The sequence below is a fragment of the Thauera sp. ZXT1-4 genome (assembly GCF_052598215.2).
Map to the genome: position 1 here is coordinate 12,553 of NZ_JBQWSN020000010.1, position 14,202 is coordinate 26,754.

9 protein-coding genes are annotated in these 14,202 nt (G+C 65.8%); 3 read left to right on the forward strand and 6 right to left on the reverse strand.

Annotated elements, in window-relative coordinates; genetic code table 11:
* Window positions 1-28 precede the first annotated feature (28 nt).
* The 4 genes from dnaE to ACUH78_RS09670 all read right to left on the reverse strand — a co-directional run bounded on the left by dnaE (window position 29) and on the right by ACUH78_RS09670 (window position 8,295).
* Window positions 29-3,553: a DNA polymerase III subunit alpha gene (dnaE, locus tag ACUH78_RS09655; RefSeq protein ID WP_445333339.1), complete on the reverse strand. Its 3,525-nt coding sequence runs from the start codon at window positions 3,551-3,553 to the stop codon at window positions 29-31.
* A 110-nt stretch (window positions 3,554-3,663) separates the two neighbouring features.
* On the reverse strand, window positions 3,664-4,638 hold the full coding sequence (locus ACUH78_RS09660) for a quinone oxidoreductase family protein (protein WP_445333340.1): 975 nt from the start codon (window positions 4,636-4,638) through the stop codon (window positions 3,664-3,666).
* A 59-nt stretch (window positions 4,639-4,697) separates the two neighbouring features.
* Window positions 4,698-5,912: a phospholipase A gene (locus ACUH78_RS09665; RefSeq protein ID WP_445333341.1), complete on the reverse strand. Its 1,215-nt coding sequence runs from the start codon at window positions 5,910-5,912 to the stop codon at window positions 4,698-4,700.
* 88 nt (window positions 5,913-6,000) lie between these two features.
* Window positions 6,001-8,295 carry an NADP-dependent malic enzyme gene (locus ACUH78_RS09670; protein ID WP_418364986.1) on the reverse strand — a complete coding sequence of 765 codons (2,295 nt, stop codon included), beginning with the start codon at window positions 8,293-8,295 and terminating at the stop codon, window positions 6,001-6,003.
* A 363-nt stretch (window positions 8,296-8,658) separates the two neighbouring features.
* Between ACUH78_RS09670 and ACUH78_RS09675 the strand changes: the two genes are divergently transcribed.
* A complete protein-coding gene (locus ACUH78_RS09675) occupies window positions 8,659-9,438 on the forward strand; it encodes a ParA family protein (protein ID WP_445333342.1) in 780 nt (259 codons plus the stop codon).
* A 24-nt stretch (window positions 9,439-9,462) separates the two neighbouring features.
* On the opposite strand, the gene ACUH78_RS09680 is transcribed toward ACUH78_RS09675, so the two are convergent.
* A complete protein-coding gene (locus tag ACUH78_RS09680; protein ID WP_445333343.1) occupies window positions 9,463-10,581 on the reverse strand; it encodes an AI-2E family transporter in 1,119 nt (372 codons plus the stop codon).
* Entirely contained in the window at window positions 10,578-11,918 is a 1,341-nt protein-coding gene (locus ACUH78_RS09685) for a hemolysin family protein (protein WP_445333344.1), read from the reverse strand. Before ACUH78_RS09685 ends, ACUH78_RS09680 begins: the two co-directional genes overlap by 4 nt.
* A 366-nt stretch (window positions 11,919-12,284) precedes the next feature.
* On the opposite strand from ACUH78_RS09685, the gene ACUH78_RS09690 reads away from it, so the two are divergent.
* Window positions 12,285-13,262, forward strand: a complete 978-nt coding sequence (locus tag ACUH78_RS09690; RefSeq protein WP_435749650.1) for a TerC family protein — start codon at window positions 12,285-12,287, stop codon at window positions 13,260-13,262.
* Window positions 13,263-13,376: 114 nt separating this feature from the next.
* Window positions 13,377-14,183 carry an ion transporter gene (locus tag ACUH78_RS09695; RefSeq protein WP_445333345.1) on the forward strand — a complete coding sequence of 269 codons (807 nt, stop codon included), beginning with the start codon at window positions 13,377-13,379 and terminating at the stop codon, window positions 14,181-14,183.
* The last annotated feature ends 19 nt before the right edge of the window (window positions 14,184-14,202 follow it).

Below are 14,202 nucleotides of genomic sequence, written 5' to 3' on the forward strand. Positions count from 1 at the left end.
CCGGTATCTGCCGCCCCGGTCCCGCGCCTTACTGGTAGATCACCTCGACGGCCTCCGGCGCCAACCAGTCGCGCAGGCTTTCCAGCAGCGCGTCTTCCAGCCGCACCCGCCACTCGTCGCCGAGCGGCAGTTCGGCCTCGGCGGCCTGGTTGCGGTAGCTCACCCGGATCGGGCAACCGCCTTCGCGGAAAGGCTCGAGCAGGGTCTGCAACTTGCCGGCCGCAGCCACCGGGCCACCGCTTGCGCCCACCTCGCCGTTGATGCGCAGGGCCAACGCACGCGCAAAGCGGCTGCGCGCCTCGCCGAGCGTCAGGATGCGGTCGGCGATGATGCGCAGCCCGCCGGAGAAGTCGTCGTTGCTGACCTTGGCCTCGACCACGACCACTTCGTCGGTGACGATCTTGCCGCGGCTGGCATCGAGCACCTCGGAATACACCGTGACTTCACGCGGCTCGGTACCGTCATCGATCTGCACGAAGGCCATCTTGCCGCGGCTGCCGACCTTGGTGCGCTGTTCCATGACCACGCCGGCGAGCATGGTGATGTCGCGCGAGGGTTCGAGCTGAGCCAGCGTGCGGCGCACGAAGCGCCGTACCTCGGGCTTGAAGGCGTTGAAGGGATGTCCGGAAAGGAAAAAGCCGATCGCGAGCTTTTCTTCCTTGAGCCGCTCGCGTTCGCTCCACGGGCGAATCTTCGCGAACGCGGGCGCCGCGCCGGCAGCTTCCGGCATCAGGTCGAAGAGCCCGCCCTGCATCGCGTTGGCCGCCGCCTGCTCGGCCGCCTCCATCGCGAGCGCCACGGTCGCCATCAACTGCGCGCGGTCCAGGCCGGCGTGGCCGGAGAGCGTATCCATCGCACCGGCGCGGATCAGCGCTTCGATGACGCGGCGGTTCACCATGCGGCGGTCGACGCGCTCGCAGAAGTCGAACAGCTCACGGAAAGCGCCACCCTTCTGACGCGCGGCGAGGATCGCACGCACCGCCGGCTCGCCCACGCCCTTCACTGCGCCCAGGCCGTAGCGGATGGTCTTGCGGTCCACCGGAACGAAACGGTAGTCCGAGGCGTTCACGTCTGGCGGCAGCACCGCGATCCTGTTGGCGAGGGTGTCCTCGTAGAAGATCTTGACCGTGTCCGTGTTGTCCAGGTCGGACGACATGGTCGCCGCCATGAAGGCCGCGCAGTGGTGCGCCTTGAGCCAGGCGGTGTGGTAGGTGACGACCGCGTAGGCCGCGGTGTGCGACTTGTTGAAGCCGTACTCCGCGAACTTGGTCATCAGGTCAAAGAGCTGCTCGGCGAGCGCCGGATCGTAGCCCTTCTGCTTCGCGCCCTCGGCGATGGTGGCGCGGTGCTTGGCCATCTCATCGGCCTTCTTCTTGCCCATCGCGCGGCGCAGCATGTCGGCGCCACCGAGCGTGTAGCCCCCGATGATCTGGGAGATCTGCATCACCTGTTCCTGGTACACGATCACACCGTAGGTCGGTTCCAGGCAGGCCTTGAGGTCGGGGTGGAAGTAGTCGATCTCCTGCTGGCCCTTCTTGCGCAGGATGAAGTCGTCCACCATGCCCGAGCCGAGCGGACCGGGCCGGTAGAGCGCGAGCACCGCGATGATGTCCTCGAAGCGGTCGGGCGCGAGCTTCTTCAGCAGCTTCTTCATGCCGTCCGATTCGACCTGGAAGATCGCCGTGGTGTTGGCGTCCTTCAGGATCTGGTAGGCGGCAGGATCCTCGAAGCCCAGGCTCATCAGGTCGGGCCGGCTGCCCTCCAGGCGCGCCACGTACTCCAGCGCGAGCTCGATGATGGTGAGGTTGCGCAACCCCAGGAAGTCGAACTTCACCAGGCCTACGGCCTCGACGTCGTCCTTGTCGAACTGCGACACCGGGGTGGCGTCGTCGCCGTCGGCGATGTAGAGCGGGCAGAAGTCGGTGAGCTTGCCGGGCGCGATCAGCACGCCGCCGGCGTGCATGCCGACGTTGCGCGATAGCCCTTCCAGCGGCTGCGCGAGGCTCCACAGGTCGCGCACCGACTCGCCGTCGTTGCCATCGGCCATCATCTCGCCGATCTGCGGCTCCATCTCGTAGGCCTTGTTGAGCGAGACGGGCTTGGCGCCCTCGATCGGGATCAGCTTCGACAGCCGGTCGCACAGGCCGTAGGGCAGGTCGAGCACGCGACCGACGTCGCGCACCACCGCCTTCGAGGCCATGGTGCCGAAGGTGGCGATCTGGCTCACCGCGTCCTTGCCGTAGCGCTCGCGCACGTACTCGATGACGCGGTAGCGGTTGTCCTGGCAGAAGTCGATGTCGAAGTCGGGCATCGACACCCGCTCGGGGTTCAGGAAGCGCTCGAACAGCAGCGCGTACTCGAGCGGGTCGATGTCGGTGATCTTGAGCGAATAGGCCACCAGCGAGCCCGCGCCCGAACCGCGCCCCGGGCCGACCGGCACGCCGTTGTTCTTGCCCCACTGGATGAAGTCGGCCACGATCAGGAAATAGCCGGGGAAGCCCATCTGGATGATGGTGTCGGTCTCGAACTTGAGCCGCTGCTCGTAGCGCGGGCGCTGCTGCTCGCGCTCCTCGGGGTGCGGGTAGAGCTGGACGAGGCGCTCTTCCAGGCCTTTCTTCGCCTCCGCGACCAGGAAGTCATCGAGCGTCATGCCCTCGGGGGTCGGGAACAGCGGCAGGAAGTTCTTGCCCAGCTGCACCGTCAACGAGCAGCGGCGCGCGATCTCGACCGCGTTCTCGAGCGCCTCGGGCAGGTCGGCGAAGAGTTCGCACATCTCCGCCTGGCTCTTGAGGTACTGCTCCTCGGTGAAGTCGCGCGGCCGGCGTTTGTCGGCCAGCACGTAGCCCTGCGCGATGCACACCCGCGCCTCGTGGGCCTTGAAGTCGTCGCGCTTGAGGAACTGCACCGGGTGCGTGGCCACCACCGGCAGGCCGAGCCGGCCGGCGATGTCCACAGCGTGGCGGATGTAGCCCTCTGTGCCGGGGTGCCCGGCGCGCTGAAGCTCGATGTAGAAAGCGTCCGGGAACAGTCGCGCCCAGTCGGCGGCGAGCTGCTCGGCGAGCGCGAGGTTGCCGGCGGCGATCGCCGCGCCGATGTCGCCGCTCATCGCGCCCGACAGGCACAGCAGCTCGCTGGCGGCGCCGCCCTCGAACCACTCACGGCGCATCTCGGCGCGGCTGCGGTGCTTGTTCTCGAGGTAGGCGCGCGTGAGCAGCTCGCACAGCTGACCATAGCCCGCGCGGTTCCTGCAGATCAGCAGCACGCGGTGGGGCTTGTCGCGTTCGGCCTCGTTCTGGATCCAGGCATCCACGCCGACGATGGGCTTGATGCCCTTGCCGCGCGCGCCCTTGTAGAACTTGACCATGCCGAACAGATTGGCCAGATCCGACATGCCGAGCGCCGGCATGCCGTCTTCGACGGCGGCGGCGATCGCCTGGTCGAGCTGGACGATGCCGTCGGTGATCGAGTATTCGGAGTGGACCCGGAGGTGTACGAAGCGCGGTGCGCTCGGCGCCAGGCTCGATTCGGCCGGAGGGTGGGCTGCAGGATTCATGGCGCAAATTTTACCCGAGGCGGGCGCAAGGACCGGCGCCCGATAACGACTCCGTTACACCTTTTGCACCCGCCCCGGGCGGGCGGCGCCCGCCGCCCACCGCGCCCGCTTCAGGGCAGCAGGATCGTCGAGCCCGTGGTCTTGCGTGCTTCGAGGTCGCGATGCGCCTGCGCAGCATCAGAGAGCGCATAGCGTTGGTTGATCTCGACCCGGAGCCTACCGCTGCCCACCACCTCAAAGAGTGCGGCGCTACGCTCGCACAGCTCATCACGGGTGGCGATATAGTCGAACAGCCCTGGCCGAGTCACGAAAATCGACCCGGACTTCTGCAGCAAGGCGCAGTCGAAGGGCGCGACCGGGCCAGTGGCATTGCCATAGCTCACCATCGTTCCGCGCCGACGCAGGCTGGCGATCGAGTGCAGGAAGGTGTCACGCCCGACCGAGTCGTACACCACCGCCACCCCCTCGCCCGCGGTGATCTCACGTACACGGCCGACGAAGTCCTCGCGGCTGTACACGATGACGTGGTCGCAACCCAGCGCCCGCGCACGCACGGCCTTCTCCTCGTTGCCCACCGTGCCGATCACGGTGGCACCGAGCAGCTTGGCCCACTGCACCAGGATCGAACCCACACCGCCGGCCGCGGCATGGACCAGGATAGTTTCGCCCGCCTTCACCGGGTAAGTGGCATGCAGCAGATAGTGGGCGGTGATCCCCTGCAGCATCATCGCCGCACCCTGCTCGAAGGAGATGTTCTCGGGCAGGCGAACCAGATGGCGGGCCTCGATGTTGCGCGCCTCGGCATAGGCGCCGAGCGGCCCGCTGGTGTAGGCGACGCGGTCGCCCGGTGCGAACGCGTCCACGCCCTCGCCCACCGCCTCGACCACGCCGGCAGCCTCCAGACCGATGCCGGAAGGCAGTGGCAGCGGATAGAGCCCGCTGCGATGATAGGTGTCTATGAAATTCAGCCCGACGGCATGGTGGCGCAGACGCACCTCGCCCGCGGTGGGCGGCGGCAGATCGACCGCCTCCCACTGCAACACTTCTGGGCTGCCGGTGCGGTGAAAGCGGATGGCATGGGTCATCGGATTCTCCTTCTCTGTCCTGTGCGCCGCAGGCGCCCTGCGGCAGGCCTTGGGGGCAGTCAGCGTACCAGCGAAACGCCGACCCTGAACTGCGTTTCCTTGTTCTCGTCGTACTCGAGCAGGGTCTCACCATATCCCTTGTACGCCTGCACGTGCACGAAGGCCCCCACCCCCGAGAACACGCTGCGCCGGATCGGATAGGAGAGGTCGTATTGCGCCCCCATCTTGCCGGCCGTGCCACGACGCAGCAGCGTAGAGAACATCAACCCGTCGTCGCGCCCGAGGCGCAGACCGAGTTCACCATAGCCGCGGTAGCGCGCAATGTCCGGGTTGTCCTCGCGATCCAGGTAGGTCCAGAGCTTGGGGGCGATGCCAAGGTAGGTTCCCTTATCGTCGAGCCGCAAGCGTGCATCGGCGCGAAGGAACAAGGTATCGATGCTGCGCGAGGGTCTGTCCTCCCGGCCATTCGACTCGTGCTCGTAACCCCCGTAGAGCGCAAGCGAACCGCGACGGTCGGGATCGTCCAGCGCCAAGCGGTAGAACAACGACGGGCGAAAGCTCGAATCGCGGAACGGCTTGGATTCGGACTCCAGATCCCACAGCGAAGTCTGGGTAAAGCCGAAATAGAGGCCGCGAGCCACCGGAATCTTCTCTGCCACCACCCCGTGGGCGTCAAAGATCCGGTATCTGAAACTGAACTGGAAGCGGGCAGATGTCGGATCCTTGCCACCGACGAGGAAGTACATCGGTTCATGGAAACCGATGGCCGAAGGCTCGACGGGCGCCGCATCCGGCGCCACCGCTGCTACAGGAGCGAGCGGGTCGAGGCCCTGCTCCGCCTGCACCGCGGCTGGCTCCACGCGCTGCGTGTCCGCCCTGGCGTCGACGAGCAGGCGCGCAGAGGAATGCTCATCGAGCACGATACGGACCACGCCCGTCACCTCCATCGGCCAGCGTACGAAGTAGCGCCGCTGGGTGGCCCCCGCCTCGACCGGCCCGATCGCAACCAGGTGCAAGGCGATCCGCGGCCCCGCACCGGGAAGTTGGATCGTGGCGGGCAGACGTTGCGGCCAGTGGCTCGCATCCTCGCCGGCCCCGCCCACCACTACGAGCTCGAAGTTCTGTCCGGGCACCGCCTGGGGGTCGGCAGCGGCAAGCAGCCAGTCCGCGGCGGCTGCGGGTAGCGCACACAGGAGCAGCGCGAGCGCGCACCCCGGGAGGCGCAGGAAGCGAGCGGATCGAGAGCCGTTCATCATCGGAAAAGGAGAAAGCACGGAAGGTCAGAAAACAAAGCGGGGCAGCCCCAAACAGGACTGCCCCAACGATGAAGGATATCCACGGAGCCCATGCGCCCCGTGCGCATCAACCCTGACTGGCGCGCGTTTCCTTGGCGTCGACCACCGCCAGCGCGGTGATGTTCACCAGCCGGCGGACGGTCGCCGACGGCGTGAGGATATGCACCGCCTTCGCCGCGCCGAGCAGCATCGGTCCAACCGAGACGCCGTCTCCATTGGCCACCTTCATCAGGTTGAAGGAGATATTCGCCGCATCGAGGTTCGGCATCACCAGCAGGTTGGCTTGCCCCTGCAGGTGCGAGTCCGGGTAAAGCGCATCGCGGATCTCCTGCGACAGCGCGGCATCGCCGTGCATCTCACCGTCCACGTTCAGCTCCGGCGAAGTCTCGTGCAGGATCTCGCAGGCACGACGCATCTTGCGCGCCGAGGCGGAGGTGGAACTGCCGAAGCTCGAGTGCGACAGCAGCGCCACGCTCGGCTCGATGCCGAAGCGCTGCAGTTCCGCGGCCGCCATGCGGGCGATCTCGGCGATCTCCTCGGCGCTCGGCGATTCGTTCACATAGGTGTCGGCGATCGCGAGCATGCGCTTGGGCAGCAGCAGCAGGTTCATGGCAGCGAAGAGCTTGGCATCCGGCGCCAGGCCGATGACGTTGCGCACCTGCTCGAGGTGGTAGTCGTAGGTGCCGAAAGTGCCGCACACGAGCGCATCCGCATCGCCGCGGCGCAGCAGCATGGCGCCGATCAGCGTGGTGTCGCGGCGGATCTTGGCCTTCGCCACTTCGGGGGTCACGCCGTCACGGCTCATCAGGCGGTGGTATTCGGTCCACAACTCGCGGTAGCGCGGATCGGACTCCGGGTTAACCACCTCGAAGTCGCGCCCGGGCTGCAGGATCAGGCCGAGCTTCTTGATGCGCATCTCGATCACCTCGGGGCGGCCGATCAGGATCGGCTTGGCAATCCCCTCGTCCAGCACCACGCGCACTGCATGCAGCACGCGCTCGTCCTCGCCCTCGGCGTAGATCACGCGCTTCTGCTCGGCCGGCACCTCCTTGGCTGCGGCGAACACCGGCTTCATGACGATGCCGGACTGATAGACGAAGGCGTTCAGGCTCGACACGTAGGCATCGAAGTCCTCGATCGGTTTGGTCGCAACCCCCGAATCCATCGCGGCCTTCGCCACCGCAGGCGCGATCTTGACGATCAGGCGCGGATCAAAGGGCTTCGGGATGATGTACTCGGCGCCGAAGCTCAGCTCCTGTCCGCCGTAGGCGCTCGCCACGATGTCGCTGGCCTCGGCTTCGGCCAGCTCGGCGATCGCCTTCACGCAGGCCAGCTTCATCTCCTCGTTGATCGTGGTGGCGCCCACGTCCAGCGCACCGCGGAAGATGAAGGGGAAGCACAGCACGTTATTGACCTGATTCGGGAAGTCCGAACGGCCGGTCGCGATGATGCAGTCCGGGCGCACGGCCTTGGCGTCGGCCGGCAGGATCTCGGGATTGGGGTTGGCGAGCGCGAAGATCAGCGGCTTGTCGGCCATCTTCGCCACCATCTCGGGCTTGAGCACCCCAGCGGTGGACAGCCCCAGGAAGACGTCGGCGCCGGCGATCACGTCGCCCAGCGTGCGTGCGTCGGTCTTTTGCGCATAGCGCGCCTTGGTCGGCTCCATGTTGGCTTCGCGGCCTTCCCAGATGACACCCTTGGAGTCGCAGACGTAGATGTTCTCGCGGCGCAGGCCCACGCTGACCATCATGTCGAGGCATGCGATCGCCGCAGCGCCGGCCCCGGAGCACACCAGCTTGACTTCTGCAATGTCCTTCTCCACCACCTTGAGGCCGTTGACGAGGCCGGCGGCGGAGATGATGGCGGTACCGTGCTGATCGTCGTGGAAGACCGGAATCTTCATGCGCTCACGCAGTTTCTTCTCGATGTAGAAGCACTCCGGCGCCTTGATGTCCTCGAGGTTGATGCCGCCCAGCGTGGGCTCGAGCGAAGCGATGATCTCGATCAGCTTGTCGGGGTCGTTCTCGGCGAGTTCGATGTCGAAGACGTCGATATTGGCGAACTTCTTGAACAGGCAGCCCTTGCCTTCCATCACCGGCTTGGCAGCGAGCGGGCCGATGTTGCCCAGTCCCAGCACGGCGGTGCCGTTGGTCACGACGGCGACGAGGTTACCGCGGCTGGTCAGTTCGAAGGCTTCGGCGGGGTCGGCGACGATCGCGTCGCAGGCCGCGGCGACGCCGGGCGAATAGGCGAGCGCAAGGTCGCGCTGGTTGGTGAGGCCCTTGGTGGGCACGACCGAAATCTTGCCGCGGGTGGGGGAGCGGTGATAGTCGAGCGCTGCGGCGATGAAATCCTGATCCATGATCTACCCTCTTCAGCAGTGAGGTGTGTTTTGTGGCGGTATGGTGGCGCGGCGCCGGTCGGCGACGACCAGCGCGGCACGTGCCGGCCGGGCAGCTCGGACACGCATGCATCGTTCGGGATGTTCGCAAGGCTTGCTTGTTGTTGTTCGCATCCGGGGGGTCTTGAAACCCCGAGCGCGGGAACGGCCTCGATTGACGTCGCGAAAGTTTACCGCAGCGGCACCCCCTTGGGCAGGGCTCATGTGCACTGCCGCATATCGGCGAGGCATTTTCCGCGCCCCCCGAGCGCCCCATGTTTTGGCAGAATGCGGGCTGCGGCAGCGGCGCCAGGCCGAAACCGCAGCCATAACGGGGAGAAACGCATGCGTCGAGTGGTGTTCAATCAGAAGGGCGGGGTCGGCAAATCCACCATCGCCTGCAACCTGGCGGCAATCAGCGCCCAGCAGGGCAAGCGCACCCTCGTCGTCGATCTCGACCCGCAAGGCAACTCCACGCAGTATCTGCTCGGCGCCAGCGGCGAGGATCTGCAAGCAACGCTCGCCGACTTCTTCGACCAGACGCTGAACTTCAAGCTGAACCCGCGCGACACCGAAGAATTCATCGTCGCCAGCCCGTTCGAGCGCCTGCACGTGATGCCCTCGCACCCCCAGCTCGAGGAACTGCAAGGCAAGCTCGAATCGCGCTACAAGATCTACAAGCTGCGCGATGCCCTGGAAGAACTGGCGCAAGATTTCGACTGCGTGTACATCGACACCCCGCCGGCGCTGAACTTCTTCACGCGCTCGGCGCTGATCGCGGCCGATGCCTGCCTGATCCCCTTCGATTGCGACGAATTCTCGCGCAAGGCGCTGTATTCGCTGCTCGAGAACGTGCAGGAGATCCGCTCCGACCACAACCGCAAGCTCGAGATCGAGGGCATCGTGGTCAACCAGTTCCAGCCCCGCGCAAGCCTGCCGCAGAAGGTGGTGCAGGAGTTGATCGACGAAGGCCTGCCGGTGTTGCAGCCCTACCTGTCGGCTTCGGTGAAGATCAAGGAATCGCACGAACAGGCCAAGCCGATGATCCACCTCGACCCGAAGCACAAGCTCGCACAGGAATTCGTCGCCCTGCACGACACGCTGGTACGCAAGTACGGCGCCTGAGCCGGCACCCGGGCGGGCCATCGCTCAGCGCGGCGCCTGCTCCCCGCCCGTGTCCTCGACCGCGGGCGGCTGCACGCCGGTCAACCGCCCGAACTCGGACTCATCAATCCACTCGCGCCACACCGCCATCAGCACCGCGAGCACGACCGGGCCGAGGAACAGCCCGACCAGCCCGAACGCCGCCAGTCCGCCGAGCACGCCGAACATCACGAGCAGGAAGGGAATGCGCGTCGCGCTGCTGATCACCAGCGGGCGGATGAGGTTGTCCACCCAGCTCACCACCAGCGCACCCCACAGCAGCAGGCCCACACCCTCGACCGTGTTCCCGGTCACCAGCAGCCAGATGCCGATCGAACCCCACGCGAAGGGCGTGCCGAAGGGCACCATCGCGATCACCGCGGTCACCGCGCCGAACAGCACCGGCGCCGCCACGCCCGCCCACCAGTACCCCAGGCCCGCAACGAAACCCTGGCCGATCGCGGTCACGATCAGCCCCCAGACTACGGCCTTGGTCATGCCGCCGACCGCGCCCAGGTAGGAATCGACACGCTCGCCGAGGAAATGGCGCAGCACCCCATGCACCTGGGACAGCACGCGGTCGCCATCGCGATACAGGAAGAACACCGTGATAAGCGCGAAGCCCAGCTTGGCTGCGTTGCGACCGACGTCGCCGATCAGCGCCACAACCTGATCGCTGCCGCGCCGCACCCAGTCGGTCAGTTGCGCCTTGAGTGCTTCGGGGTCGTGTGTGAGCTCGTCGAGCAGGCCCTGCAGCGCATCCCCCACCCACGGCAGGGTGCGAACGAACTCCGGCAGAACCAGCGCACCCTGCTTGATCTGTGCCGTCATCGCAGCGATCGCCAGCGCCAGCTCGCTCTGCAGCAGCATGCCGATCCACAGCGCCGGCAGCACGAAGGCAGTGCTCAGCAGCAGCGTCATCAGCAGCGCGCTCGAGGTCGGATAGCGCGGCATGGCCGCACGCAGGCGCCGATAGGCCGGCCAGGTCGCGAAGGCGATGATTACCGCCCACGCTACTGGAACGATGAACATGTGCAGCACCGCATAGCTCAGCAGCAACAGGCCGCCGAGCACGAACGCGAGGATGACGCGGCGAGCGATTTTTTCGGCGACCTGGTCGATCATGCCGCCTCACCCCCCTCGAGCGGCGACGCTGCCTTCGCCTGCTCTTCGGGTGCCGCCGGCAGCGCGGTCGCCAGCACCTTGTCGATGCGCTTGCCGTCGAGGTCGACGACCTCGAAGCGCCAGTTCTCCCAGGTAGCGATGTCGCCCGTGTTGGGCACGCGCCCGAGCAACCACATGACCATGCCCGACAGGGTGTGGTAGCGCCCCTTCTCCTCTTCCGGCACCGTCCGGATGCCGAGCCGGTCCTTCAGTTCGACGATCGGGATCAGCCCCTCGAGCAGCCAGGAACCATCCTCACGCTGCACCGCCCAGGCCTCTTCCTCGTTGCCCTGCGGCAGGAACTCACCGGTCACCGACTCGATCACGTCGTGCAGCGTGACCATGCCCTGGATCTCGCCGTACTCGTCGATGACGAACACCGAATAGGTGCCCGAAGCACGAAACTGATCGAGGAGTTCCATGCCGGTGAGCGATTCGGGCACGTAGACGGCAGGCAGCAGGTCGCGCATCAGGTCGATCGGTTGGCCGCACAGCGACTGGTTGAAGAGTTGCTTGGTGCTGGCGATGCCCAGGATGTCATCGAGACCGCCGCGGCACACGGGGAAGCTCGAGAAGGACACCGCCGCGACCAGTTCGAGGTTTTCCGCAAGCGGACGCTCGACGTCGAGGGCGACGATGTCGGCGCGCGGCACCATCAGCGATCCGATCTGCCGGTCGTCGAGGCGGAACACGTTGCGTACCATGTCGTGCTCGCTCTTCTCGATCACGCCCGCCTCTGAGCCTTCGACCAGCATGGCGTGAATCTCCTCTTCGGTGACACTCGGGCCGCCGCTTTCGCGCTGCCCCATCAGGCGCAGCATCAACGCGGTCGAGCCGGAAAGCAGCCAGACGAAAGGTCGCGAAGCCGCCGACAGAAGGCTCATCGGTCGCGCTACCAGGCGGGCGATGCCCTCCGGGTTGAGTTGCCCGATACGCTTGGGCACCAACTCGCCGACCACGATCGAGACGTAGGTGATCACCACCACGACCAGCACGGTCGAGCCGATCTCGCTCACCCGCTGTTCCATGCCCACCCCCTGCAACCAGTCGGCGAGCGGGCCGGCGAGCGCTGCTTCACCGACGATACCATTGAGAATACCGATCGATGTGATACCGATCTGGATCGTCGACAGGAATCGGGTTGGATCCTCACCGAGCTTGATTGCCACCGCAGCCGAGCCGTCACCGTCCTCCGCCAGGCGTGCCAGCCGTGCCCGGCGCGCAGTTACCAGCGCGATCTCGGACATGGCGAAGACGCCGTTGAGGACGATGAGCGCAACGAGGAAGACGATTTCCATGAGTTCTGGTCGATTGAAATGAGGGCGCAGAGTGCCTGTGGGGAAATGGGAACGGCGCCGGACGCCGGCGATCATGCCCGAGCCCCGGGCAGGTGTCGACCAGGCGGCCCCGCGAGCGTTCGCAAACCCCCTTGACTTTGCCGTGGTGCACCAGACACACTCGCGCCCCATCAAGGGGAGTAGCTTTTTCGCCTCGGCATCGTCATCACGGCAGACCGGTCGCAAGATCGTCTCCCGGTGCCGGGGGCAACGATCGAATCCGTTGCAAGCAAGACCTTGCCCTAGGGCAAGGTCCGTGCATCACAGCGCGCAAGGGTCTGTGTCCTTCGGGAGCAGGCCCTTTTCGTTTTTTGTGCGGAGTGCGCGGTGGAATCGATCGGAACGTGGTGGTTGTGGGCGGCCTTTGCCGCCATTGTGGTGACGATGCTGCTTGTCGACCTGTTCGCCTTCGGCGGCGGCAAGCAGCACCGCGTGTCGCTGAAGGAGGCGGCAGGCTGGTCGATCGCCTGGGTGACGGTGGCAATGCTGTTCGCCGCCGGGCTGTGGTGGCACCTCGACGGCAGCGCCGGGCGTCCGTTCGCCAACGAACAGACGCTCGCTTTCGTCACCGGCTATCTGGTCGAGAAATCGCTCGCGGTCGACAACGTCTTCGTATGGATGATGATCTTCAGCTTCTTCGCGGTGCCGCTCGAACTGCAGCGCCGCGTGCTGCTATACGGCATCGTCGGCGCGATCGTGCTGCGCACCATCATGATCTTCGCCGGAAGCTGGTTGATCAGCGAGTTCCACTGGGTCCTTTACATCTTCGGTGCCTTCCTGATCGCCACCGGCATCAAGATGGCCTGGTTCTCCGAGCACGACCCGGATCTGAACAAGAACCCCTTCATTCGCTGGATCCGAAACCACTACCCGATCACCGAGAAGCTGGAGGGCGAGCACTTCTTCGTGATGCGCGACGGCATGCGCAAGATGACGCCGCTCTTCCTCGCCCTGGTGCTGGTCGAGATCTCCGACGTGATCTTCGCGGTCGACAGCATCCCTGCGATCTTCGCGATCACCACCGACCCCTTCATCGTGCTGACCTCGAACCTGTTCGCCATCCTCGGCCTGCGCGCAATGTACTTTCTGCTCGCCGACCTCGGCGACCGCTTCGAGCTGCTCAAGTACGGCCTGGCCGCGATCCTGGTCTTCATCGGCACCAAGATGCTGATCGTCGACTGGTTCAAGATCCCGGTACTGGTGTCGCTGTCGGTCGTGGCCACCATCCTCGCCTGCTCGATGTTCGCCAGCTTGTGGTACACGGCCCGCAAGGCGAAATCAGCGCCCCTCGCACGCACGCGCTGACACGCCCCGGCAGCCGGGGCAGGACGGAGGCTGGCAAGCAGCCGTTCCCCGCCTGCGAGGCTCCGCAATTCCATCCTACTCTCCCCCTCAAACCACACACACCCGGGACTTGAAATGACCGCAAGCCTCCAACGCCTTGTCGAATCCTCCGCCTTCCAGCGCTTCATCATCGCGGTGATCGTCGTCAACGCGATCACACTCGGCCTCGAAACCTCGTCCTCCGCCATGCAGAAGGCGGGCGGTCTGCTGCTCGCGCTCGACCGTACGGCGCTGGCGATCTTCGTCGTCGAGCTCGCACTCAAGCTCTTTGTCTACCGTCTGCGCTTCTTCCGCAGTGGCTGGAACGTGTTCGACTTCACCATCGTCGCAGTCACGCTCGCCCCTACCGGAGAAGGCCTCCAGGTGCTGCGCTCGCTGCGCATCCTGCGCGCGCTGCGCCTGGTGTCGGTGGTGCCCTCGATGCGCAAGGTGGTCAATGCACTGCTCAAGGCCATCCCCGGCATGGGCTCTGTGCTCACGCTGCTGCTGCTGGTGTTCTATGTCGCCGCCGTGATGACCACCAAGCTCTTCGGCGCAGGCTTCCCCGAGTGGTTCGGCAGCCTCGGCGAGTCCTTCTACACCCTGTTCCAGGTCATGACCCTGGAGTCGTGGTCGATGGGCATCGCCCGTCCGGTGATGGAGACCTACCCCTACGCGTGGATCTTCTTCGTCCTCTTCATCCTGCTCACCACCTTCGCAGTGCTCAACCTCTTCATCGCCATCGTGGTCGATTCGATGAGCGCGGTGGAGCACGAGGAGCAGGAGCAGACCCGCGAACTGGTGAGCATGGACCACGAAGCGCTGCTGGCCGAACTGCGCGCGATCCGCGCCGAACTGGCGGAATTGCGGCAGGCCGATCGCAACCGCCCACCACACCCGTGACCCACCGCAGACGCAAACC